13 protein-coding genes and 1 other RNA gene are annotated in these 24556 nt (G+C 63.5%); 8 read left to right on the forward strand and 6 right to left on the reverse strand.

Features of this window, described 5'->3' with window-relative positions:
- Positions 1–100: 100 nt before the first annotated feature.
- Both orn and FXN63_RS06310 read left to right on the forward strand, forming a co-directional pair.
- Entirely contained in the window at positions 101–685 is a 585-nt protein-coding gene (orn, locus tag FXN63_RS06305; RefSeq protein ID WP_148813769.1) for an oligoribonuclease, read from the forward strand.
- 5 nt (positions 686–690) lie between these two features.
- On the forward strand, positions 691–1578 hold the full coding sequence (locus tag FXN63_RS06310; RefSeq protein ID WP_222864006.1) for an AEC family transporter: 888 nt from the start codon (positions 691–693) through the stop codon (positions 1576–1578).
- 108 nt (positions 1579–1686) lie between these two features.
- Here FXN63_RS06310 and FXN63_RS06315 read toward each other — a convergent pair whose 3' ends face one another.
- The 6 genes from FXN63_RS06315 to trxA all read right to left on the reverse strand — a co-directional run bounded on the left by FXN63_RS06315 (position 1687) and on the right by trxA (position 10404).
- Positions 1687–4530: a DUF4214 domain-containing protein gene (locus FXN63_RS06315; RefSeq protein ID WP_187395123.1), complete on the reverse strand. Its 2844-nt coding sequence runs from the start codon at positions 4528–4530 to the stop codon at positions 1687–1689.
- 230 nt (positions 4531–4760) lie between these two features.
- Complete coding sequence (locus FXN63_RS06320) at positions 4761–6197, reverse strand: MATE family efflux transporter (protein WP_148813773.1); 1437 nt, start codon at positions 6195–6197, stop codon at positions 4761–4763.
- Positions 6194–7951 (reverse strand): ArnT family glycosyltransferase, encoded by a 1758-nt coding sequence (locus FXN63_RS06325; RefSeq protein WP_148813775.1) that lies wholly within the window; start codon positions 7949–7951, stop codon positions 6194–6196. The genes FXN63_RS06320 and FXN63_RS06325 overlap by 4 nt, the downstream gene beginning before the upstream one ends.
- 204 nt (positions 7952–8155) lie before the next feature.
- Complete coding sequence (locus FXN63_RS06330) at positions 8156–8419, reverse strand: type B 50S ribosomal protein L31 (protein WP_148813777.1); 264 nt, start codon at positions 8417–8419, stop codon at positions 8156–8158.
- 188 nt (positions 8420–8607) lie between these two features.
- Positions 8608–9873 (reverse strand): transcription termination factor Rho, encoded by a 1266-nt coding sequence (gene rho, locus FXN63_RS06335; RefSeq protein ID WP_148813779.1) that lies wholly within the window; start codon positions 9871–9873, stop codon positions 8608–8610.
- A 204-nt stretch (positions 9874–10077) separates the two neighbouring features.
- Positions 10078–10404 carry a thioredoxin TrxA gene (gene trxA / locus FXN63_RS06340; RefSeq protein WP_148813781.1) on the reverse strand — a complete coding sequence of 109 codons (327 nt, stop codon included), beginning with the start codon at positions 10402–10404 and terminating at the stop codon, positions 10078–10080.
- 432 nt (positions 10405–10836) lie between these two features.
- Here trxA and recC point away from each other — a divergent pair, with 432 nt between their 5' ends.
- From recC to FXN63_RS06370, 6 genes are all read left to right on the forward strand, one after another.
- Positions 10837–14412, forward strand: a complete 3576-nt coding sequence (gene recC, locus FXN63_RS06345) for an exodeoxyribonuclease V subunit gamma (RefSeq protein ID WP_222864007.1) — start codon at positions 10837–10839, stop codon at positions 14410–14412.
- Positions 14409–18224, forward strand: coding sequence for an exodeoxyribonuclease V subunit beta (gene recB, locus FXN63_RS06350; RefSeq protein WP_148813783.1), 3816 nt, complete (start codon positions 14409–14411; stop codon positions 18222–18224). The genes recC and recB overlap by 4 nt, the downstream gene beginning before the upstream one ends.
- 239 nt (positions 18225–18463) lie before the next feature.
- Positions 18464–20944 carry an exodeoxyribonuclease V subunit alpha gene (recD, locus tag FXN63_RS06355; protein ID WP_148813785.1) on the forward strand — a complete coding sequence of 827 codons (2481 nt, stop codon included), beginning with the start codon at positions 18464–18466 and terminating at the stop codon, positions 20942–20944.
- Between the two features lie 133 nt (positions 20945–21077).
- An RNA gene (gene ffs, locus FXN63_RS06360) (signal recognition particle sRNA small type) lies at positions 21078–21175 on the forward strand.
- A 160-nt stretch (positions 21176–21335) separates the two neighbouring features.
- Complete coding sequence (gene dnaX / locus FXN63_RS06365) at positions 21336–24215, forward strand: DNA polymerase III subunit gamma/tau (RefSeq protein WP_148813787.1); 2880 nt, start codon at positions 21336–21338, stop codon at positions 24213–24215.
- Positions 24212–24538, forward strand: a complete 327-nt coding sequence (locus FXN63_RS06370; protein ID WP_148813789.1) for a YbaB/EbfC family nucleoid-associated protein — start codon at positions 24212–24214, stop codon at positions 24536–24538. Before dnaX ends, FXN63_RS06370 begins: the two co-directional genes overlap by 4 nt.
- Positions 24539–24556 lie beyond the last annotated feature (18 nt).

The raw sequence follows: 24556 nt of genomic DNA on the forward strand, positions 1-24556 counted from the left end.
CCGGCAAGCGCGACGGTATGAGAAGATTTTGGGTTTGGCGCGGGCGGCCGTATGCAAGTCGGCCCGGCATGACCCCGCGCGGCCCTGGAGCAAGGATTATATGGCGTCGAACCCGAACGCAACGTTGAAGCCCACCGAGTCGAAGCCCAATGACAGCCATCTGATATGGCTCGACATGGAAATGACCGGTCTGGACCCGGAAAAGGAACGCATCATCGAAGTGGCGATCGTCGTCACCGATTCGAACCTGGAAACCGTGGCCGAAGGCCCGACCCTGGTCATTCACCAGTCGGATGAACAGCTGGACGCAATGGACAACTGGAACAAGTCGACCCACGGCCGCACCGGCCTGATCGACAAGGTGAAGGCGTCCACCCTGACCGAAGCCCAGGCCGAAGACCAGTTGATCGCCTTCCTGCAGCAGTACGTGCCGGCCGGCAAGTCGCCCATGTGCGGCAATTCCATCAGCCAGGATCGTCGTTTCATGTTCCGCTACATGCCGCGCCTGGAAGAGTTCTTCCACTACCGCAATCTGGATGTCAGCACGCTGAAGGAACTGTGCAAGCGCTGGCAGCCCGAGGTGTACAAGGGCTTCCAGAAGAAGAACCCGCACGAGGCGCTGGCCGACATCTATGAGTCGATCGCCGAACTCAAGTACTACCGTGCCAACTTCCTGAAGGCCTGAACGACTTGGACGTCCTTGAGCGCGTTTTCGGGGCGATCATCCCCGTCTTCCTGATCATCGGGGTGGGTTTCCTGTACGGCCGCAAACGGCGGCCGGACATGCTGGCCCTCAACCGCATGACGCTGGAAGTGTTGACCCCGGCGCTGATCTTCACGGCGCTCACGGACAAGTCTTTCCATATCGGCGAACAATTGCCGCTGGCCATCGGCGGCGTGCTGCTGATCCTGATCTGCGGCGCGATTGCCATTCCGCTGGCAAAGCCGCTGGGAATATCGCGGCGCGCGCTCATGCCGTCGATGATGTTCATGAACGCGGGCAACATGGGCTTGCCGATGGCAGTGCTGGCCTTCGGCCCGGCATCGCTGCCTGCCTTCGTGGCGCTGTGGCTGGTCTGCAACCTGTTGCAGTTCACCTTGGGCGTGCGCATTGTCAGCGACAACGCGTCGTGGCGAGCGCTGCTGCGATCCCCGCTGCTGATCGTGATGGCGCTCGGGCTGATTTTCTCGGTTGGCGGCTGGCATTTGCCGGCAATCATGATGCCGGGCCTGCGTATGATGGGCGACGCCAGCATTGCGCTGATGATCTTCTCGCTGGGCGTGCGCCTGACGGACGTGAACCTGCGCGACTGGCGCATCGGCGTGATCGGCGGGGCCTTGCGCCCGCTGGCAGGCATCATCGTGGCCTTGCCGCTGGCGTGGCTGCTGCCCCTGTCAGGGGAACAGCGCGGCCTGTTGTTGATGTACGCGGCGTTGCCGCCTGCCGTGGTCAATTATCTGATGGCAGAGCAGTATCAAAGCGAGCCGGAAAAAGTGGCGTCGATCGTGTTGATCGGCAACGCGATGGCGCTGCTGTTCGTGCCGATCGGGCTGTGGCTGGGTTTGAAGATGGGGTGATCCTCGCGCGGGCTGTCAGCCGCGGCGGGGTGTACGTGCATTGCAGAACCGCGTAAGTTCGTGGCAGCCTCGCACGATCGTCTTGCAAGGCTGCCTTGCTCGGCTGCTTTATACGATGAAATCACTTGCCTGGATGGCGGTCACTGCGACCCCAGACAGCTGGATGACGTTGGTGTAGCCATTCCCATCAATATCCGTCACCACATACGAGTCGTTCCCGATCTGCCCCAGGTAGTACTGCACAGAGCTGTTGAGCATGCTATTTGCAATCGAGAGCAGCGCGTCCAGGGTGCCAGGGTCCGCAGTATTCTTGACAAGGCTTGTCACTGATGCAGCCGCGCTGCCAACGATCTTGAGCTTGTCCACCCCGGGCGCGAAGTCGGTGATGATGGTAGTGACCGCACCGCCTCGTGCGTTGGCGTCCGGCGTACTGAACACGAAGGTATCCGCCCCGTCGCCACCGGTCAGGGTATCCAGCGTACCGGACACGGCAGCCGCAGCGGATCTACCTTGGCTCACGACCGACGCGACGGCCGCTGCCGCCCCCGTTCCACTGGCTGCGAGATCACTCACGTTGCCGGTTACGGTTGATGTGAAGGTGACGGTGTTGTTCGAGACCGAACTGGTGTCGTAGCCGGTCAGTGTGCCGGTGTAGCTGCCCAGGGCGGTGGCAGAGCCCGTCATGGCACCGTTGGTCAGGTCGGCGAATACCTGTGCCACCTGTGCCCGGGTGAGGGGGCTGCCGTGTGCCGTGAAGGTCAGGTTTGCCACCGTGATGGAGGCCCCCGCTGCCAGTCCGCCAGCGTTGGCCGTCAGCGTGGCGACTTCCGCTGCCGCAGTCACGGCAGCTGTCCCCTGCGTTACCAGCCCGCCGTCGATGATGTCATCCCCTGCGCCACCCGTGATCGTGTCGCTTCGGCCCGACCCGGTGATGCTCAGCTTGCCGGTGAACGCGTTTGCATCGACCGTACTGCCCAGGGTCGATCCTGCCAGGGCATTGGTGATCGTCAGGTCGGTGTCGCCCTTGATGGTGATGGTCGCGTCGTCGGCCTGAGTCAGGCTCGTGATGACGTTGGCATTTCCGGTGGTCCCCAACGACGTCAGGGAAATAGCCTTTGTGCTGCCGAGTGCCAAGGTGCCGAGTGTCTTGGCACCTGCGACGGCTGCCGCATTGGTCAGCGTGATGTCGGTAAGGGTTTGCGCCAGGCCATTGACGATGTTCACGGCAGTCACGCCGCTGCTGTTGTCGATGCCGATCCGCATCGTGTCCTGCGCCCCGTTGAAGGTGGTGGTGCCGGTATTCACGACCGCGAACCGACCGATACCTGCAACGTCCGCTGCGTCCACGGTCGTGCCGCTGGCACCCAGGGCCAACACCTCGAACCCAAAGACACCCCCGATCCCGGTCAGATCGGTCGTATTCATCTGCAAGGTGTCGTTCCCCGCACCACCGGTGATGGTCCAGCCTCCGACGCCGAGCGGTGCCGACAGGATCAAGGTGTCATCGCCGTCGCCAAGATCGATGGAGGCATTGACCGCCAGCGCACCCGCGATGCTGACCACGTCGTTGCCCGCGCCGACCTGAATCGATTTGACGCTTGCCCCCGCTGCGGTGATCGTGTCTTTGCCTGCGCCGGTGGTCACGGTCAATGCCGTGGTGCCGGTGGACGTGAGCTTGATCCCGCCGTCGCCTGCCGTGACGGTTTTCAGGGCCAGCAAGGCTTGTCCCGACAAATCGACCGATCCCGTGCCGGTCACGGCCAGCGTCTGCACCGTTGCCGCCGTCGCTCCCGACAGGCTCAGTACGTTGGTATCGGTGGCGGTCACGTTCACCGTGGTGACGGCGGCGCCGAGGATGGTCTGTGCCAGCGCGGCATGGGCACGGTCGAGCACGATATCGTGAGTCGTGGCCAAGGGGGCGGCCCCGGAGGCGGCCAGGTTGACCGCGGTCGGGCTGCCCGCGATGCCGACCTGGGTCAGCGTCAAGGACAGTGTCGTCGCGCTGGAGCCGGTGAATGCAGCTGCCGCGCGCTGATTCTCGACCGACAGACTGGCGTTGCCAACGTTGCGAATCGTGCCGCTTGACGAGAGGGTGCCGTCCACGAAGCCAGCGTGCGTGACGCCGGTGGCATTGGCGAGGTCCAGGACCGTGCCGCCATTACCCGATGTCGTGAGCCGGATCACCTCGATGTTCTTCAGCGTCGGGCTTACCAAGGTCGAGTTGATCAATGCCGCGTTCAGGGTGTCGGTCCCTCCGCCGCCATCCAGCACGTCGTTGGAATTCAAGGTGGCGGAATTGCCGACGATCGGCACGAGAACGAGCGGAGCGTTGAAGCTGTCGTTCGCGGTTCCGCCGGTGAAGGTGTCAAAATTGAGGGTCAGCGTGAAGACGGTCGGCGCGTCGGGCACGGTGGGCGTGCTGGGTGGCACCGGCGCATTCACATTGGCAATGACCTGCTTGGCCAGCACCAGATCTTCACTTTTCAGGTTCAGCGCGAAATCCAGGCCGATCGTCACCTTCTTGCCAAAGGTATCGCGGTCTTTCACCGTATCGGCATATTGCGCATCGCTCAGGTCGGCCGGCTTGGTCGGCAGCGGTGTGCTGACGACTTCGATGATCTTCCATACCAGCGCGGCCCTTGCCGCCATCGACCCCACGCCGCCAGCGGCATTCAGTTCACCGGTCCAGAACGTCAGGCCACCGGCGTCGGGCGCGCGACCGAATACGGTCTGATAGAACGTTGTGACGAAAGCCGTTGCGCTTTGCGATGCGGGATAAATGCCTGCCGCTTCGGGGCTGCCCAGGAATACCGCAGTGATCGACGGCAGTGAGACACCGGATGCCAGGCCCTGGCTCCAGAATTCAAAGCCAGATGCATCCGGAGCGCGATTGAACAGCGCAATGTACAGATTCGTGATTGCGGTTTGCTGAGCAGGGGTGGCAGTTGCCATGGCAAATATTCCGGTGTCGTGAGTGTGTTGGAACATCACGGAGAGAGAGTGCCGATTGTCCGAGATGGTCTGAGCGGCTTGCTTGCGTGCCAGGGGGGCAGGCAACGAGAAAGACGTACCAAGCTGCTGTCCGTAACTACGATGCGTTACGGGTTCCCAATTAATGGCCGGTTGGATTGGTCAAGTTGGGATGGGTGTGACGAGCGTCACAAACCGCGCTTGTGGCTAATTCAAATAGATGGTGTTTTGGAGCCTGTTGGTGGCTCGCCCGCCATCGCCTTGCGCAACACCCGGTGATACCAGTACTGCAAACACGCCGTCGTCAACACCATCGCCAGAATCGCCATCAGCCACAAGGTTGCCGCTCCCACTGGAGCCCCAGGCAGCCATTGCCCGATCACTCCAGCCAGCGGGTTGGACGCCGACCCAAAACCCAGCCACCAGCCGCCACCCAACCCGATCCCCCACAGCGTGACCGCCTGGATCAGCATTGGCACCACCGCAATCTTGTGCGCCCGCAAGATGTAGCTGGTAATGCACTGCAAGGCATCCAGCATGTGAAACACCACCAGCAGGCGGATCAGCGCCATGGCACCCAGGGCAACCTGGGCATCGCTGGTGTAGCCATCCACAATCCAGGCGCGCCCGACGATCAGCAGGCTGATGGTCAGCATGGCCCCGGCCACGCCTATACCCAGCCCGGCGAGCGCCGTTCGGCGTGCACGGTCAGGGGAACCTGCACCGATTGCCTGCGCGGTCAGTGTGGACGTAGCCACGCCAATCGACATCGGCATCATGAAACACAGCGCCGCCAGATTCGACATGATCTGGTGGCTGCCCAGCGCAAAGGTGCCGCCGCGTGCCACCAGCAGCGCCATGAAGGTGAAGGACGTGACTTCGATCAGGTAGGACGCGCCCATGGGCAAGCCCAGGCGTATCAGGCCGCCCAGAATCTTCCAGTCAGGCCGATACAGGCGGATCTTGAAGCGTGCGTAGAAGGGGTCACGCAGCAAGATCGTGATGCTGATGGTGGCCGAGATCCAGAACACGATGGCGCTCGACATGCCGGCACCCACCGCACCGAGTGCGGGTATGCCGAACTTGCCGTAGATCAGCACCCAGTTGAAACAGGCCTTCAGGCAGACGCCAACAATGTTGATCGCCATGATGACTTTCGGGCGCGACACGGCAGTGCTCAGCGCGTAGACGGTGCGGAACAGCAACGCGGCGGGGAGCGCAATCACCAGGCAGCGCAGGTAATTGGTCATCAGCTCGCGGACAGTCGGGTCGACTTCGCCAGACATGCTCAGCCACACGTCGGGGAACAGCATGGCCACGCCGCCCACCACTGACAAGGCAGCTGCAAGCCATACGCCTTGCGCCCAGGTACGGCCGATCTCGGCCATGCGGCCGCCGCCGAAGTCCTGCGCAATGATCGGGATCATGGCGTGCAGCACGCCCATCAAGCCCACGAACACGCTGATGAATACCGATGCCGCCAAGGCCATCGCTGCCAGGTCGGTGGGCGAGGCGTGGCCCGTCATCGCGGTGTCCATCACCCCAAATGCCATGCTGGCCCACTGACTGATCAATACCGGCCAGGCTTGCTTGACGATGCGCCATGCTGCGCGCCGGAATCCACCCGGCGCGCTTACCGCTGAAGTCATGGTGCGGTTGCCTCGGGAACGCGTACCAGCCTGAAGCGTTCACGCAAGTCACTGGCGCGGCCACCGTCCCAACGCACCACGGCACCTTCCAGATCAGGGCGGCGCTGGTAGATCACCAGTTGGTCTGGTGAGCCTTGAATCAGGACCAGCGGGCAGTTCGGTGAGGGCGTGAACACCAACTGGTCGAACAACGCGAACGAGGCGCGCTGGGGCAGGCCCAGGCCGATGGTACGCACGCAGGCGGTCTTGCCGACGACACGGTGCTCGGCTTCCAGCGCCTGTGCCAAGCCTTGCGACACCACGCGATAGCTCTTGCTGTAGTTGATTGATGGCAGCCACAGGGTCATCAACAGCAGCCAGCTGACCACCATGCCGCCCGCCGACAGCACGGAACCGCGCCACATGGCCGCCGGACGCATGCGCACCCGCCAGGTCACCAGCGCAATCCAGGCGACCGTGGCGGCCACTGCAATGCCGATCGACAGAATCGAGAACTCGGCGATGAAACCCGGGGTCTGGCGGGCGATATTGCGGGCCAGCCGGGGCGGCACGCCGGTCGACAGCGCGGTCCAGCCCAGCCAGATCACGAACAGCGCAAACGAATAGCTCATCAGCGCGAACCAGTCGAGCGCGTTGACCAGCCCGCGTCGCAGGGTGGGCAGCACGAAGACACCGAGTGCTGCGCAGGGAATCACCAAGGCCAGGAATTCCGGGTCGCTGGGTCGCTGGGTGAAGAACAGCATCACAAAAGCGGCTGCGCCCAGCGCCAGCGGCAGTTGCACATGCAGCATGGCGCGATGGCCGCGCCAGCGCCAGGCAGCCAGCGCAGCCAGCGGCAAGGTCGGCCACAGGAACCAGGGCAGATTGCGCAAGGTACCAATGGCCCCCTGCTGCGAAATCCAGCCCAGCACATTGCCGTGCCAATGCCACCAGCCGTTCATCCAGTAAGGATTGCTGTTGGCAGCCGGAATCCACCAGGCCAGCGACAGCGCAATGCCAATCGGCAATGCAAGCAGGAACAGCCAACGGATTTCCCGCACCAGGGTCGTGCCCGGACGGAACAGCACCGGCAGTGTGATCAGCAAGGGGGCGACGGCAGGCAGGCCACGCGCCAAGAACGCCGCCGCCAATGCCACGCCCAGGGTGATCGCCCCGCTGCGCGGCCGGTCGGCCATGCGGGCCAGGGCGTAGAAGGCCAGCGCCTGCGCAGCCACGGCTGCGGGTTCAGCCGAGGTTTCATGGCTGCGCCACAAAAATCCCAGGGTTGCCAACAACAGCAGCAGGGCTGCATCGGCCAGCATGCGCCCATAGGCGGACGGCGAAGGCTGGCCACCGAAAGGCAGCGCAAGCGGTTGCGCTTCGGCACGTCGTCCAAGCAGGTACACGCCGTACCAAAGACTGGAAGCGGTGATCGTGAACCACAGAATGTTGGCAACCCGACCCGCCATGATCGGGTCGAGAATCGGCCCGAGCAGCACCATCAGGCCACCACCCACCCAGGTGGCAAGCGGGCCTTTCTGAGACACCGCAATGCCCGCCACCTGCGGATGCATCCAGGCGTTGTCGCTGAATGCGGCCGTCCACATCTGCGCCAGGCCGATCACGTCGTCCGATTTCCAGGGCTCGCGCCCGATCAGCCCGGCCAGGATATACACCGCGCACAAGGCGAACAAAGCCCAGCGTGGAAGCTTGGCAGTGGCCGGCGCGGTCAGGCGGGCAGGGGTGGACAACTTGGATGGCGTGGTGCTGATCATGAAGGCAACGTGGATCCGGCTCCGCGGCGGGCGAGGGCCGCACTATACCCCGGTGGCGTCGAGCCGGCAGTCATAGTCTTGCGACCGATGGGGCCGATCGGCAGTGGATGGCGACAGGCGTGTATCGCCTGAAACGATGAAAAACAAAAAAGGCAGCCGAAGCTGCCTTTTTTACCGGACCTGAGGTCAGCGCAAGCCGTTGGCTTATGCAGTCTTCGTGGTCGGGGTGGTGCGGGCGAAACGCTGGCGGAACTTTTCAACGCGGCCGGTTTCGACGATGCGGGTTTGCGCACCGGTGTAGAACGGATGCGATTCCGAGGTCACGTCGCACTTGAACAGCGGATACTCTTTGCCATCGAGTTCGATGGTTTCGCGCGAGTTCAGGGTCGAACGGCTGATGAACTTGGTGCCGGTCTGCAGATCGTGGAAGACCACGTCGCGGTAGTTCGGGTGAATGCCTTCTTTCATGGCAATTTCCTGGTAGTGGGTCGCCAGTCGGGCGGGGCAAAAGCCCTGCGGGGAAAGTGCCCCCATTTGCCCGACAACGTTCCCGTTGTCGATTAAGCCCTACATTATCGCGTGAGGGCGTCGCGTTGACAAGCCAAAACGGTCTGGTTGTTGCCGATCCGACCGTTTCAGGGCTGCACCAGCGGAAATCAGCTGCCGCCGCGCTTCATCATGTCGAAGAATTCGCCGTTGTTCTTGGTGGCGCGCATCTTGTCCAGCAGGAATTCCATCGACTGGATTTCGTCCATGTCGTAGATGAACTTGCGCAGCACCCAGACCTTCTGCAGCACATCGGGCTTGATCAGCAGTTCTTCGCGGCGGGTACCCGACTTGTTCAGGTTGATGGCCGGGTAGACACGCTTTTCAGCCAGGCGACGCTCCAGGTGCACTTCGCAGTTGCCGGTGCCCTTGAATTCTTCGTAGATCACGTCGTCCATGCGGCTGCCGGTTTCGATCAGCGCCGTGCCGATGATGGTCAGCGAACCGCCTTCTTCCAGATTGCGCGCGGCACCGAAGAAACGCTTCGGGCGTTGCAGCGCATTGGCGTCCACACCACCGGTCAGTACCTTGCCCGAGGCCGGCACCACGGTGTTGTATGCACGCGCCAGACGGGTGATCGAGTCCAGCAGAATCACCACGTCTTTCTTCAGCTCGACCAGGCGCTTGGCTTTTTCGATCACCATTTCTGCAACCTGCACGTGGCGGGTGGCCGGTTCGTCGAAGGTGGATGCAACCACTTCGCCGCGCACCGAGCGCTGCATTTCGGTCACTTCTTCAGGGCGCTCGTCGATCATCAGCACGATCATCACGGCGTCGGGATGGTTGCTGGTGATGGCGTGGGCCATGTGCTGCATCATCACCGTCTTGCCGGACTTCGGGCTGGCGACCAGCAGGCCGCGCTGGCCGTGGCCGATGGGCGCGAAGATGTCCAGAATACGGCCGGTCAGGTTCTCTTCGCTCTTGATGTCGCGTTCCAGGCGCATCGGGCGGTTCGGGTGCAGCGGCGTCAGGTTCTCGAACATGATGCGGTGCTTGACCTGTTCCGGCGGCAGGTTGTTCACCTTGTCCACCTTCACCAGCGCAAAGTAACGCTCGCCGTCCTTCGGAACGCGCACTTCACCTTCGATCGAATCGCCAGTGTGCAGATTGAAACGGCGAATTTGCGACGGCGAAATATAGATGTCGTCGGTGCTGGCCAGGTAAGACGTTTCCGGCGAACGCAGGAAGCCGAAGCCGTCCGGCAGCACTTCCAGCACACCGTCGCCGAAGATCTGTTCGCCCTGCTTGGCGCGGCGTTTCATGATCGCGAACATCAGTTCCTGCTTGCGCAGGCGGCTGGCGTTGTCGATCTCAAGGGTGGCGGCCATTTCCAACAGTGCGGAAACGTGCAGCGCCTTCAATTCGTTCAGATGCATTGCGGGTATTACTCCGGGATTTTTGGCTGGGGGACGCTGCGGTGAGCATCCTGCGCGCCGGCAGGGCCGGATCTCGGGCAATCGGGAAACCGATGCGGACGATCCGGCGTGCGATGAGGTGACGAGTGTCTGAAGCGTGTTCTTTCGGTGGAGCAGGGCGGGTCTGCGACGTGGCGGCCCGCCCGTGTTATTTGACTCTTCGGTTTACAGCGAGCCGTCCAGGAATGCGGTGAGCTGCGACTTCGACAGCGCGCCGACCTTGGTGGCAACAACCTGACCGCCCTTGAACAACATCAGGGTGGGAATGCCACGAATACCGAATTTGGAAGCGGTAGCCTGATTATCGTCCACATTCAGTTTGGCGACCGTCAGTTTGCCGGCATATTGCGCGGCAGCTTCTTCCAGAATCGGCGCAATCATCTTGCAAGGGCCGCACCATTCGGCCCAGTAGTCCACCAGCACCGGTTGGTCCGACTGGAGTACATCCGTGTCGAAGCTCGTGTCGCTGACGTGCTTGATCGCGTCGCTCATGGTGTTCCTTCTTGTCGCGCCACGGCGCGGAAAAAATGATGGATACAGAAACTTTGTTGGCTTGCCCGACTGCAGCACACTGCGTCTACCGCAATCGGCATGCCCAATCGATCCTGTCGGCGGGTGCGGCGGCTCGCGCACGACAACACGCGTGAGGGGGCAGGCGCAGACAGGGGGGAGGGCAAGAGGGGCGCTGGAAAAAACAGCAAAAGGCCCGAGATAACGTTAATGGTAACTGTAAAAAGCGCGGCGCTCAACGTGGCCGGCTTTTTATGTGTTTTCGTCCGCTTTTCGTGCCTGTTCAGCGGCATTTGAGCCACCACCGCTGCTTGTATCAGCCCCCCTACAATGCCTGTAGTGCCACCGCGCGCGTTGCCGCCCGCTGTGCGTTGATCCGTTTCAGCCTTTCCATCGTCCGGGAACTCCACTCTCATGTCGCAGGCCACCCCGCTTCAGCCGGGATTCATGATCGTCCAGAGCAATCGCCTGGAAGACCTGCGCCAGCTCGCGGTCGGCTGGATGCGCCGGTATCCGCTGAACCCGCTTGAAAACGAAGTCATCCTGGTGCAAAGCAACGGGATTGCGCAGTGGCTCAAGCTGGCGCTGGCCGCCGACCCCGACGCGGCAGATGGCGGCGGTTGTGGCATTGCTGCGGCCATCGACGTGCAACTGCCGGCCCGTTTCCAGTGGCAAGCCTATCGCAGCGTGCTGGAACGCGGAACGATTCCGGCCACCTCGCTGCTGGATCGCGCCCCGCTTACCTGGCGATTGATGCGCTTGTTGCCCGCGCTGCTGGCGCAGCCGGTTTTTGCGCCGTTGCACCGTTTTTTGCATGGTGACGATGATTTGCGCAAGCGTCATCAGTTGTCTGAACGGCTGGCCGATCTGTTTGATCAATATCAAGTCTATCGAGCTGATTGGCTGACCGACTGGGCGGCGGGGCGCGATGTGTTGCGCACGGTGGCAGGCACCACCCGACCGCTGGATGCCGAGCAATCCTGGCAACCGGCGCTGTGGCGGGCGGTGCTGGCAGACGTGGGGCCTGAAGGCCTGGCGCAAAGCCGCGCCGGGGTGCATCAGCGTTTTCTCGAACAACTGTCGGCGCTGGATCAAGCGCCCCAACGCCTGCCGCGCCGGGTAATGGTGTTCGGTATTTCCTCAATGCCTGCGCAAACGCTGGAAGCGCTGGCGGCCATGGCCAGGTTTGTCCAGGTGCTGCTGTGTGTGCACAACCCCTCGCAGCACCACTGGGGCGATATCGTGGCCGACAAGGAATTGTTGCGCCACGAATATCGTCGTCAGCAACGCCGGCCCGGTACGCCGGACCAGCTTGATGCCGACGCCATGCACGCACACGGCCAGCCTTTGCTGGCGGCCTGGGGCAAGCAGGGCCGGGACTACATTTCCCTGCTGGATCGTTACGACGAACCTGCGCTGTACAGCGCGCTGTTCCAGGACGTCGTCAGCGGCCGCATCGACCTGTTCGACGCAGCGCCCCCCGACACCTTGCTGGCCCAGTTGCAGAACGATGTGCTCAATCTGCGACCGCTTGCGGAAACCCGGCAGACCTGGCCGCCGGTCGATCCGCGTAGCGACCGGTCCATCCGGTTCGAAGTCAGCCACAGCCCGCAGCGCGAAGTGGAAATCCTGCACGACCAGTTGCTGGCCCGTTTCAACGCAGACCCCAGCCTGCGCCCCCGCGACGTGATCGTGATGGTCCCGGACATCGACGCTTACGCGCCGCACATTCGGGCCGTGTTCGGACAGGTGGCGCGCGACGATCTGCGCTTTGTGCCCTTCACGATTGCCGACCAGGGCCAGCGCGGGCGCGAGCCTTTGCTGATTGCGGTCGAGTTGCTGCTGAAACTGCCCGACAGCCGCTTTGCCGTCAGCGAAGTGCTGGACCTGCTGGATGTGCCGGCCGTCAGGGCGCGCTTTGGCATCAGTGATGTGCACCTGCCAGTGATTCATCGCTGGATCGAAGGGGCAGGGGTTCGCTGGGGCGTCGATGGTGAACACCGTCAGCAGTTCGGCATGCCGGCTGCGCTCGATCAGAACAGCTGGTATTTCGGCCTGCGCCGCATGTTGCTGGGTTATGCCGTGGGCAACGGTGATGCGCTGGGGGAGATCGAGCCTTACGACGAAGTGGGCGGGCTTGACGCGGCGCTGGCCGGGTTGCTGGCCGAACTGCTGGCGCGTCTGGACATGGCGCGCGAAGAGTTGTCGCAGCCGGCCACCCCAGTGGTGTGGACGGCGCGGCTGCGTGCCTTGTTGTCAATCTTCCTGCTGGTCGAAGACGACCGTGATGCCTTGCACATCGACCGCCTGATCACGCTGCTGGAAGACTGGGCGGCGCTGTGCCGCGATGCCGGGCTGGAAACCGAGCTGCCGCTGAGTGTGGTGCGCGAAGCCTGGTTGGCGGGGCTGGATCAGGGTGGGCTGACTCAGCGCTTCCTGAGCGGTTCGGTCAATTTCTGCACGCTGATGCCGATGCGCGCGATTCCGTTCCGGGTCGTGTGTCTGCTGGGCATGAACGACGGCGACTATCCGCGCATCCAGCGTCCTATGGACTTCGATCTGATGGGCAACGATTATCGGCCTGGTGACCGTTCGCGCCGCGAAGACGACCGCTACCTGTTGCTTGAAGCCATGCTGTCAGCGCGCGATCACCTGTATGTCAGCTGGGTCGGCCGCAGCATTCAGGACAATAGCGAGCGTGCCCCTTCGGTGTTGATCGGCCAGTTGCGAGACCACCTGGCCGCAGGGTGGCGACTGGATCGGGGCGAGGGTGACGCCGCCTTGCCGGAGACCATGTCGCTGGTCGATGCACTGACCTGCGAACACCCGCTGCAGCCCTTCAGTCGCCGGTATTTCGGTTCGACTGAGCCGCAGGATCAGGCGCAATCCGAAGGCCAACCCAACCTTCAACCTAAAGCTTGGCCGCATTACTTCACCTACGCCCGTGAATGGCGCGACGCCCTGTCGTCCGACCAAGGACGCGACGATGAAGCACCCTTGCCACCCCTGGTGGTGACCGAACCTCTGAACCTGGCCACGCTGAGCGATTTCCTGGTCAACCCGGTGGCGGCCTTCCTGCGACAGCGGCTGAACGTGCGTTTCGACCGCGCCTTGCCCACCAGCGAAGACAACGAAGTATTCGAACTGGACGGCTTGCAGACCTGGCAGTTGCAGGACGAACTAAGCGATCGGCTGCGCGACTGGGCCGAAACCGATGGCGACGAGACCACCCTTGCGCCGCGTCTGGCGCAGGAGATGCAACGCTTGCAGCGTCAGGGGCGTTTGCCGATGGCGGCTTTCGGTCAATTTGCGGCTCGGCGTCTGGAAACGCCATTGCCCGCTTTGCTGTCGCGCTATCGCGATGCATTGCAGGAATGGACCACGCCGGTGCCGGGGCAGATTGCGATTCATCATGTCTCGCGTACCGATCCCGAACTGGTGATTGAAGACTGGGCCGAGGGCTTGCGTCGCCATGTCGACGGACGTCTGGCACGCGTACAGCTGATCAGCAGCAAGCTGCATCAAGGGCCAAGCCTGCGCTGGCATGTGTTGCTGCGCCATTGGGTGCGGCACCTGGCCTTGCAGACCATTGGTGAACCCGTTGCCAGCGTGCTGGTCAGCATGACCGACACCGTGGTGTTGAAGCCTGTGGCAGCACCAATCGCCGCATCTGAACTGGACACCTTGCTGGGCGCGTGGCGTGACGGCATGCAGCGCGCTCTGCCGGTTGCCTGCAAGACCGCATTTGCATGGTTGGAAGATGGCGACTACGCCGCGTCGGTTGCCTACGATGGTGCCTACAACCGGCCCGGCGAAGCCGCGCAGTCGGCTGCGCTGGCACGGGTCTACGCCGATTATGCGGCGCTGACCGCAGATGGCACTTTCAGCGAATGGGCGCAGACCTTGTATGGGCCGCTGCTCAATACCTTGGGTCGCAAAAGCGCTGACCACAGTGCAGATGCCGATGCAGGCGGGGAGCAATCGCAATGAGCGCTGCACATCTGAAGAACCATTTGAACGACGATCTGAAAGACCACTCCGACGCTGACCTGAACTCAGGTTCACGTGCGCTTGATCCGCTGCGCTTCCCCTTGCACGGCAGCCGCTTGATCGAGGCCAGCGCGGGCACCGGCAAGACCTACACCATCGCCTTGTTGTATGTCCGCTTGGTACTGGGGCACGGCGACGAGCAGGCTTTCGACCGCCCCCTGAATCCGCCCGACATCCTGGTGGTGACCTTCACCGAAGCCGCCACGCAGGAGCTTCGTGAACGCATCCGCAAACGCCTGGGAGAAACCGCACGGTGCTTCCTGGACAGCGACGACAAGCACGACGATGCGGCTCTGGCGCTGCGTGACACTTATGCACAGGCCGAATGGCCGGGTTGTGCACGCCGCCTGCAACTGGCCGCCGAATGGATGGACGAATCCGCCGTGTCCACCATCCACGGCTGGTGTTATCGCATGCTGCGCGAACACGCTTTTGATAGCGGCAGCCTGTTTCTTCAGGAACTGGCCACCGACCAGCAAGACCTGATTTCCGAAGTGGTGCGCGACTACTGGCGGCGCAACTTCTACGGCCTGAATGCAAACGCAGCCCAGGCCGTTGCGCAAAGCTATGCCGGCCCGGCACAACTGGCGCAGGCCCTGCGTCCTTTGCTGGCCCAGGGCGATGCGGGATTTTTGTATGGCGGCGAAATCACCAAGGCACCTGCATCCTTGACCCCGCTGCTGGAAGACGCAGGGGCGTGGCTGCAAGAATGCGAAACCTTGCATGGGCGGGCGCGCGATGCGTGGGCCGCCGACGGTTCAGGGGCAGCGAAGGTCTTGCACGACGTGCGGGGCAACATGCATCGATCGACCTACGCGGATCGTGACGACGACACGGTTTTCGAAGGCTGGCTGTCTGCCCTGGATGCCTGGAGCCAGGGCGCGGACGCACCACCGAAGATCGCCACCTTCGGCCACAAACGCCTGCGGCTCACGGGCAAAAAAACGGCGTCTGAACATCCCGCCTTGCTGGCCATCGACGCCTGGCAAGACATGCTGGAAGCACCGCCGGAATTAGGTGCCGCGATTTTGCTGCATGCCTTGCGCGAAGTCGGGTGTGATCTGGAAGTGCAGAAGCAGCGCCGCGCCGAACTCGGGTTCGACGACCTGCTGATCCGTCTGGATACGGCTTTGCGCGGGCCGGGCGGCGAGCGCTTGGCTGCCTTGATCCACCAGCAATTCCCGGTGGCCATGATCGACGAATTTCAGGACACCGACCCGGTTCAGTACCGAATCTTCGACACGATCTACCGCGTGAAGGAATCACCCGCAGATCGCGGTCTGTTCCTGATTGGCGATCCCAAGCAGGCGATCTATTCGTTCCGGGGGGCCGACATTAATACCTATCTTCGTGCGCGGTTTGCGACCGAGGGCAGGCATTACACCCTGGCGACCAACTACCGTTCGACCTCCACGATGGTGGACGCCGTGAATCAGGTCTTTGCGATGGCCGAAACGCATCCCCGTGGCGCGTTCCGGTTCCGTTCCGACGGCGATGATTCCGTGCCTTTTGTGACGGTAGCCGCGCAAGGCCGCAAGGACACGCTGGAGATCGACGGCAAGCCGGTGTCCGCACTGACCTTTTGGCAATTGCCCCCGGAAGGCGACAGTGACGTGGTGGGTGCCACGCGGTATCGCGAGCGCATGGCTGCCCACGCGGCGTCTAGCGTGCGTGAATGGCTGGCGCTTGCACAGGAAGGCCGTGCCGGGCTGCGCGACGAGGCAGGAAAGCTGTCGCCGCTGCGGCCTGCCGACATCGCAATACTGGTGCGCAGTGGAACCGAGGCCCAGGCTATTCGTGACGCTTTGGCCGCGCGTGAGCTGCCCAGTGTCTACTTGTCGGACCGAGACTCGGTATTCGCCAGCGCACAGGCCGCAGACGTATTGGTGTGGTTGCGCGCATGTGCCGAACCTGCCAATGACTTGCTTTTGCGCAGTGCACTGGCCACCCGCACCTTGGACCAGGATTGGGCCACCCTGGATCGCCTGAGCCACGACGAAATGTTCTGGGAAGAACAGGTCATGCGCTTTCGGGGCTATCACGAATGCTGGCAGCGCCAGGGCGTGTTGCCCATGCTGCGCAGCATGCTCAGCGATTTTTCCTTGCCTGCCCGGCTGCTGCACCAGCCCGATGGAGAGCGCAGCCTGACCAACCTGCTGCACTTGGCAGAATGGTTGCAGCGCGAGGCGGCGGAACTCGACGGCGAACACGCGCTCATCCGTCACTTGGCGGAACAGCTGGCCTCGCCCTCGGGTGAAGAAGTGCTGCGCCTGGAAAGCGATGACGATCTGATCAAGGTGGTCACCATCCACAAGTCCAAGGGGCTGGAATATCCCCTGGTGCTGCTGCCCTTTGCCGCCAGTTGGCGCGAAGTGGGCGGGCGGGGCGCTGCGCCGCCAAGTTATTTCGACCCGATCACCAAGGGCCGCCTGGTGGAATTGCTGCGCGACACCAAAGTGTCCAAAGATGCCTACGTTCAGGCCGATGACGAGCGTCAGGGCGAAGACATGCGATTGCTGTACGTGGCGCTGACGCGTGCTCGTCATGCCACCTGGCTGGGGGTGGCTCCGCTGGTGTCGGGCAATGCCAAGCGCAATGAATTGCACAAGGGCGCGCTTGGCTATCTGCTGGGGGGCGGCGAGGCGCTGGACCTGACGCAGATCGACGAGGCGTTGGCCAAACTTGCCGCCCGCAGCCCGGCGATTGCAATTGCGCCAGCCCCTGCCATCACCGACTTAAGCCTGGCCCCGCCACCGGTCACGGCACCCGGCCCGGCGCGCATGCCGGTACGATCCTGCCGCGAGTCGTGGTGGATCGCCAGCTATTCCGCCTTGGCCTTCGATAACGTATTGCGTAGCGGTGGTGATGCGCCGGTTGCCGACGACGCGAATGCGGTGCGCCTGCCTGTCGTGGCGTCACGCCGTGGCATCGAGCCGGAAAGCGCCGTGCAGGCCCTGGTGTTGGAAGAGCGCGAACAACCTTTGCAGGCCGACCTGGGCTCGCCGGGGCGAACTCAGATCGACGACTTGCATCGCTTCCCGCGCGGCCCTGCTGCGGGCACCTTCCTGCACAGCTTGCTTGAATGGGCGGGCGACGAAACCTTTGCGTTGGCCGCCGACGATGGCGTGTTGCGTGAAGACGCGATTGCCCGACGCGCCAACCTGCGCGGCTGGACCCACTGGATTCCCGTGCTGGATGCCTGGCTGGCAGAGCTGCTCACGTGCCCGCTGCCATTGCCTGGCGGAAACCGCATGACCCTGGCGTCGCTGCGCACCTACCAGGTTGAACTTGAATTCTGGTTCGCCAGCCATCGCGTGGATGTTCAGCGCGTCGATGCATTGGTGGCCGCACATACGCTGGAAGGCCGGTCCCGTCCGGCCTTGGCTCCCAGCCTGCTCAACGGCATGTTCAAAGGCTTCATCGACCTGAGCTTTGAATATGAGGGCAGGTATTACGTGGCCGACTACAAGTCCAACTGGCTAGGTGAGAACGCGTCCGCCTATACCGTGGCCGCGATGCGCGACACGGTGCTGGAAGCGCGTTATGAACTTCAGTATGTGATTTATCTGCTGGCCTTGCACCGGCAGTTGAAGGCGCGTTTGCCTGACTATGACTACGACGAACACGTAGGGGGCGCTTTGTGTATTTTCCTGCGGGGGACCACCGCCTCCAGTCGCGGCGTTCATGTGGAACGGCCACCCGCCGCGCTGATCCACGCGCTTGATGAATTGTTCAGCGGAGGCACCGCATGACTTCGTCCCGCAAACGACGCGGTTCCGATGGCGACGACGGGCAATTTGCGCTGCCTGGGATGGGAGCGGAGGCGGAGTCTCCTGCGGTTGTGCCACAGGCTGCGCAGCATGCGGTTCCTGTGCCCGCGACAGTGACTGCTGTTGCCGAAACTGCTACTGCTGAGAATGCTGCCGCTGAGCCTCCTGCTGCTAGAAATGCCGCCGCCGCTGGAACGTCCGCCAGCGAACCGGAATGGTTGATGGACTCTGACCTGAACGGTGCCTGGGAACCGGATTTCGAATCCGAGCCAGACTTCGCGTCCGAGTCCTCTTTGGAACTTGCTGACGAGCCCGCGTGGTTGACTGCGTTCCTGGACGAAGGCGTCACCCACACTGAGTCCGCACCCGCACCCGCACCCGCACCTGGGTCTGCACCTGTGTCTGCACCTGGGTCTGCTGCTGCGTCTGCACCCGCATCTACCGCCAAGACAGCGCCAGCAAAGCCAGCTGTGCCGTCCGTGCGTGCCCACGCGCCTGCCACTGCACCGAACATCGAACCATTGACCGGCGCAACTCGGTCACTGGCCCAGTTCGCCGCCGATCGCAACGACCCCGTACAACCCGGTGGCCTGCGCCCGCTGGAAAACGCAGACGATCTGCTGCGCCAGCTCGATCTCTGGGTCGGGCGCGGCTGGCTGCGCGCGCTCGATCGCGCCTTTGTCGATCTGCTGCATGGCATCGCGCCGCAGTCCGACTCACTGGTCTTGCTGGCAGCCGCGCTGACCAGTCATCAATTGGGTCACGGTCATGTGTGTCTGGACCTCGCCGCCACCTTGGACGAGCCTGACTTTGCCTTGTCGCTGCCGCCAGAAGGCGATGCCCTGCGCAACACCATGCTGCCCTCGCAACTGCTGTCCGGGTTGACGCCAGACGTCTGGCGCGATGCCTTGCTGGCCAATCCGCTGGTCGATCACGGCAGCAACCTGGCAGCCGGCGACCGGCCGATGGTGCTGGCCGGCAATCGGCTGTATCTGCGCCGGTACTGGAACTACGAATTGAGTGTCGCGGCATCGCTGCGCGACCGTCTGGCCGAACCCTTGCCGGTGCCGCCCGATCTGCCTGCGCGCCTGGCCGACCTGTTCCCCGAGCCGCCCCCGCAGGTAGATGGCAAGCCAGTCAGCGACTGGCAGAAAGTGGCCTGCGCGCTGGCTGCCCGTGGCCGCTTCAGCCTGATCACGGGCGGGCCCGGTACCGGCAAGACCACCACGGTAGTCCGGCTGCTGGGCATGTTGCAGGCTTCGGCATTGGCCGATGGTCAAGCCCTGCGTATTCGCCTTGCCGCCCCGACCGGCAAAGCGGCCGCGCGCCTGGGGGAATCGATTGGCGTGCAACTGAGCCGCCTGCCGCTGACCGACGACGTGAAAGCTCATGTGCCGACAACGGTCAGCACCTTGCACCGTTTGCTCGGCAACCGGCCGGACAGCCGGCGTTTCCGCCACGACCGGCGTCACCCACTGTCGCTGGACGTACTGGTGATCGATGAAGCATCGATGATCGACCTGGAAATGATGGCCAGCGTGCTGGATGCCTTGCCCGCTTCGGCCCGCCTGATCCTGCTGGGCGACAAAGACCAGTTGGCGTCCGTGGAAGCAGGTGCGGTGCTGGGTGACCTGTGCCGTGACGCAGAAATCGGTGCCTACCGCGCCGATACCCGTGCGTGGCTGGAAGCCATGACCGGCGCACCGCTGGTCGATCCCATGCTTGAACCAGGCGAACAAGCGCTGGCGCAGCAGACGGTGATGCTGCGTCACTCGCGCCGCTTCGGTGGGGCCAGCGGCATCGGCCGTCTGGCGCGCGCCGTCAATGCGCAAGACCCGGCGCAGGCCCGCGTGGTGTTCGCCCAGTCGCCCCAGGATCTGAGCACCTTGCGTGTGGATGGCGAGCGCGATGCGGCGCTGCTTACGCTGATCGTCGGCGCAACATCACGCCGCGCAGCGGGTGCCGGGCGGACAGGCAGTGCGGCTGCAGCCGCGAGCAACGACGTGCCGTCAGACGCCGCGAATGCGGGTCCCCAAGGCTACGCCCACTACCTGAACCGCCTGCACAACGGCCGTCCACCCGCCACTACCCACCACGACGACCCCGCCTGGGCCAAATGGGCCGCCGATGTGCTCGCGGCCTTTGACGACTTTCGCTTGTTGTGCGCGCTGCGCAAAGGCCCTTGGGGCGTCGAAGGCCTGAACCAGCGGGTTGCCGACACCTTGCAGGCGCGCGGGCTGATCCGTGCCACAGACATCTGGTACGAAGGCCGTCCGGTCCTGTCCACCCGCAACGACTACAGCCTGGGCCTGATGAACGGCGACATCGGCATCGCCATGCAGGTGCCCACCGCAGAAGGAACGATGGCGCTTCGGGTTGCTTTCCCCCGCAACGACGGGCAGGGCGGCGTGCGCTTCGTGCTGCCGAGCCGCATCGGCGCGATTGAAACTGTGTTTGCGATGACCGTGCACAAGTCGCAGGGGTCTGAATTCGCGCACACCGCGCTGGTCTTGCCGCCCGCCTTGAATCCGGTGCTGACCAAGGAATTGATCTACACGGGCATAACCCGCGCCCGGCAGTGGTTCACGCTGGTGGAAAGTGGGGAGGGCGTGTTCGACGCCGCCGTGGCGCGCCGGGTCAGGCGGCTGAGCGGCTTGTCGCTGCATCTGGATGCGCCGTCGCAGGCGGTGGGGGCAGGATAGGGGGCGTGGTTGGTGCTTGGGTGCGAAGCGGGCTTGGAGATTACGAAGCCTGATTCCCACCATCTGCAACCGTTCAGCACAATTGTCGGCCTCGGCCCAACGAAGGGCCCGCCGATTTGCTACACTGCTCCCCGGCGGGCCCCTTCGCATGGCGGAGCGGTGAACCTGGTCAGGTCGGGAACGAAGCAGCCACAGTCGTATCCCGTTAGTGCCGAAGTCAGGCTCGCCACCTCATTCATCGCGGTTCTCACCGCGCGCAACATCGCTTTTCCCGTGCCCGGCTTGCATGCCGCGGCGCGCGGCGACACAAGCGGTGTGTTGTCTTCCCTGTTGATCTTCCCCTTACCGTTTCACTGGCAACGCGCTTGCTGCGCACAGCTACAATGCCGCTATGAGCTATCTCGTGCTGGCCCGCAAATGGCGGCCTCGTTCGTTCGACACGCTGGTGGGCCAGGAACACGTCGTCCGCGCGCTGACGCATGCCCTGACCACTCAGCGTCTTCATCACGCCTGGCTGTTCACCGGCACGCGTGGCGTCGGCAAGACCACCTTGTCGCGCATCCTCGCCAAATCGCTGAATTGCGAAACCGGCATCACGGCTACGCCTTGCGGCAAGTGTCGCGCCTGTACCGAGATCGATAGCGGCCGTTTTGTCGACTATCTTGAACTCGATGCCGCGTCCAACCGCGGCGTGGACGAGATGACGCAGTTGCTTGAGCAGGCCGTGTATTCGCCTACTGTGGGCCGTTTCAAGGTCTATATGATCGACGAAGTGCACATGCTCACCGGGCACGCGTTCAATGCCATGCTGAAAACGCTGGAAGAGCCGCCCGCGCATGTCAAATTCATTCTGGCGACCACTGATCCGCAGAAAATTCCGGTCACGGTCCTGAGCCGCTGCCTGCAATTCAATCTGAAGCAGATGCCGCCGGAATCCATCGTCGGCCATTTGTCGCACGTGCTTGACGCCGAGCAGATGCCCTACGAGACGCCCGCACTGCGGCTGATCGGGCAGGCTGCGCGCGGTTCGATGCGTGACGCCTTGTCGCTGACCGACCAGGCCATTGCCTTCAGTGCTGGTAACCTGACCGACGACGCCGTGCGCAGCATGCTGGGCACCATCGATCAGCGTCACCTGGTGCGTCTGCTGGACGCGCTGGCCGACGGCGATGGCGCAGCGGTGCTGGCGGTGGCCGACGAATTGTCGATCCGCAGCCTGTCTTATTCCGGCGCGCTGGGCGATCTGGCAGTGATGCTGTCGCAGATTGCAATCGCGCAACGGGTTGCCACGGCAGCCGTGGCGGAACACCCGCTGGGCGAAGACCTGATTCGTCTGGCATCGCGCTTGAACCCCGATGCCGTGCAATTGTTCTATTCGATTGCCGTGCACAGCCGGGCTGAATTGGCCTTGGCACCGGACGAATACGCCGGTTTTGCAATGGCCTGCGTGCGCATGTTGGCCTTCAGTGCAGAATCGGGCGGTGCCACGGTGCCGCCAGGAACGTCTGCCATCGTGCCTGCGGCGGCGAAGTCGGCTGCGCCGGTGGCGGCAGCGCAAGCGGCTGTTTCGGCCCCGGCCCCGACCCCGGCTTCGACCGCGATTGCTGTGGCTGGACAGACGGCTGCGGTGTCGCCGGCACAGAACCAGGGTGCGGCAAACGGTGAACCGCCTGCAGTCGCTCAAGGCGCTGCTACCGCTGCTGAATCTCGTGCCTCGGCAACCGCTTCGCAGAGCGACTCGTCGGCTGCAGTGAATCCTGCATCGGTGGCTTCTGCGACGGTCAATCCTGGCGCGGTCAGTTCTGTTGCGGGTAATTCCACTGCTGTTGACCCTGCTCCGGCCAGTCCCGCTGCAATTGCTTCGTCCTCTGTTATTACTGACGCAGTGTCTTCTACTGCGACGTCCTCGGGCGCAGTCACAGATTCGGCCAGCGCTTTGAACGCAGTTGCGGACTTAAACGCAGCCGCGGAATCAAGCACGCTCCCGGACCCCAGCGCAGCCATCAACAAGCCTGTTGCGTCGCAAGCTGACGTAGCCGTGCCCAGCGCCGCTGCCGATATGGCTACGCTGGAAACCGTGCCGACTGCGGCGGCTACTGCCGTGTTGCCTGAAGTGCCGGGTACACCGCCAAGCGCAGAATCCGGCGCGGTATCGCCTCCTGTCCAATCCGACTCAGCATCCACCGCCACCGATGATTCGCCGCCGTGGGATGTGACACAGGATGCTGTTGCAACACCTGCTGTTCCCGCAGCGTCGGCAACCGTCAGCGCCGCACCCGCCACTGCGCCAGCAGCATCGCAAAACACGTCAACCGACGCCCCGGTTAACAGCCCGCGCGCCGCGATGGCGCGTGCGCTGGCAGCCGGGCCCGCCTCGTCGCGCGATGCCAGTGCTGCGCAGTCGGCACCCGCCAACACGCCTGCACCAACGCGTGGCTCTGCTGCCCCGGCACGCGCCCCCGCGCCTGCCCCGCCGCCAGCTCGCCAGTCGCGCGCCAGCAGCGGCCCCCCGGATCTGGAACCGCCCCCGTGGCTGATGGACGACGCCGAGCCCAGCTTTGCCGAGCCGCCACCGGGCACCCAAGGTCGCCGGGATGGGGCAGGCAGCGCGTCACGCGGCTACGATGCCGACACGTCGCCAAGGCAGTCACCCCAGCCAAGCGCCCGTGCGTCCGCCCCGGCCTCTGCGACCGCGCGTCAAGCCGCACGCCAGCCTGCACAACAACCCGCTGCAGCCGCCTACGGTGATCCGCGCGACGCTCAAGACAACGGCTTCGACGACGAATTCGAGTCGCCGGCACCCAGTCGCGCGCCAGCGCCTGCTGCTGCACCGGCTTTTACTGGCAACCCCGGCGACGCGCTGGTCCTGAACGAACCCTGGTCCGCGCTGGCGGCCCGCTTGCCGGTACGCGGCATTGCGGCGCAGTTGGCGCGCCAAAGCGAATTGCTACGAATCGACGGCAATCTGCTTGTATTGCGCGTATCCGCCCGCACTCTTGCTGAAGGGCAGGGCGCGGAGCGCTTGCGCAGTGTGCTTGAAACCCATTTCGGTCGCCCCGTGCGGATCAGCGTCGAAGTAGGTACTACTGGCTCGGAAACCGCCCATGCGGTCGAGCAATCCGTACGCAGCGCTCGCCAGCAGGCAGCGGAAGAAGCGATCCTTGCCGATCCCTTCGTGCGTACGCTGATGGATAATTTCGGCGGACAGATCGTGCCCAATTCGATCAGTCCGGTCTCCCCAGAACTCCCCGTGAAGGAAACGCCAAAATGATGAAAGGTCAGATCGCTGGTTTGATGCGCCAGGCGCAGCAAATGCAAGAAAACATGAAGAAGGCGCAGGAACAGCTGGCCGACATTCTGGTGGAAGGTGCCGCAGGTGGTGGTCTGGTCAAGGCCACCGTCAGCTGCCGCAACGACGTCAAGCGCATCGTCATCGATCCCAGCCTGCTGGCTGACGACAAGGACATGCTGGAAGACCTCGTGGTTGCCGCATTGAACGACGCACTGCGCAAGGCCGAAGCCACCAGCCAGGAAAAGATGTCGGCGCTGACCGCCGGCCTGCCGATCCCCCCGGGCATGAAGCTGCCGTTCTAAAAGCAGCTTTTCAAGACC

It is taken from the genome of Pigmentiphaga aceris (assembly GCF_008119665.1).
GTDB classification, from domain to species: Bacteria; Pseudomonadota; Gammaproteobacteria; order Burkholderiales; family Burkholderiaceae_B; genus Pigmentiphaga; species Pigmentiphaga aceris.

What these genes read in the sequence shown, in the direction of transcription:
- dnaX (WP_148813787.1), top strand. Translation starts at nt 21,336, where the DNA reads ATGAGCTATCTCGTGCTGGCCCGCAAATGGCGGCCTCGTTCGTTCGAC.
- FXN63_RS06315 (WP_187395123.1), bottom strand. Translation starts at nt 4,530, where the DNA reads ATGGCAACTGCCACCCCTGCTCAGCAAACCGCAATCACGAATCTGTAC.
- FXN63_RS06330 (WP_148813777.1), bottom strand. Translation starts at nt 8,419, where the DNA reads ATGAAAGAAGGCATTCACCCGAACTACCGCGACGTGGTCTTCCACGAT.
- FXN63_RS06320 (WP_148813773.1), bottom strand. Translation starts at nt 6,197, where the DNA reads ATGACTTCAGCGGTAAGCGCGCCGGGTGGATTCCGGCGCGCAGCATGG.
- FXN63_RS06325 (WP_148813775.1), bottom strand. Translation starts at nt 7,951, where the DNA reads ATGATCAGCACCACGCCATCCAAGTTGTCCACCCCTGCCCGCCTGACC.
- recC (WP_222864007.1), top strand. Translation starts at nt 10,837, where the DNA reads ATGTCGCAGGCCACCCCGCTTCAGCCGGGATTCATGATCGTCCAGAGC.
- trxA (WP_148813781.1), bottom strand. Translation starts at nt 10,404, where the DNA reads ATGAGCGACGCGATCAAGCACGTCAGCGACACGAGCTTCGACACGGAT.
- recB (WP_148813783.1), top strand. Translation starts at nt 14,409, where the DNA reads ATGAGCGCTGCACATCTGAAGAACCATTTGAACGACGATCTGAAAGAC.
- FXN63_RS06370 (WP_148813789.1), top strand. Translation starts at nt 24,212, where the DNA reads ATGATGAAAGGTCAGATCGCTGGTTTGATGCGCCAGGCGCAGCAAATG.
- orn (WP_148813769.1), top strand. Translation starts at nt 101, where the DNA reads ATGGCGTCGAACCCGAACGCAACGTTGAAGCCCACCGAGTCGAAGCCC.
- rho (WP_148813779.1), bottom strand. Translation starts at nt 9,873, where the DNA reads ATGCATCTGAACGAATTGAAGGCGCTGCACGTTTCCGCACTGTTGGAA.
- recD (WP_148813785.1), top strand. Translation starts at nt 18,464, where the DNA reads ATGGACTCTGACCTGAACGGTGCCTGGGAACCGGATTTCGAATCCGAG.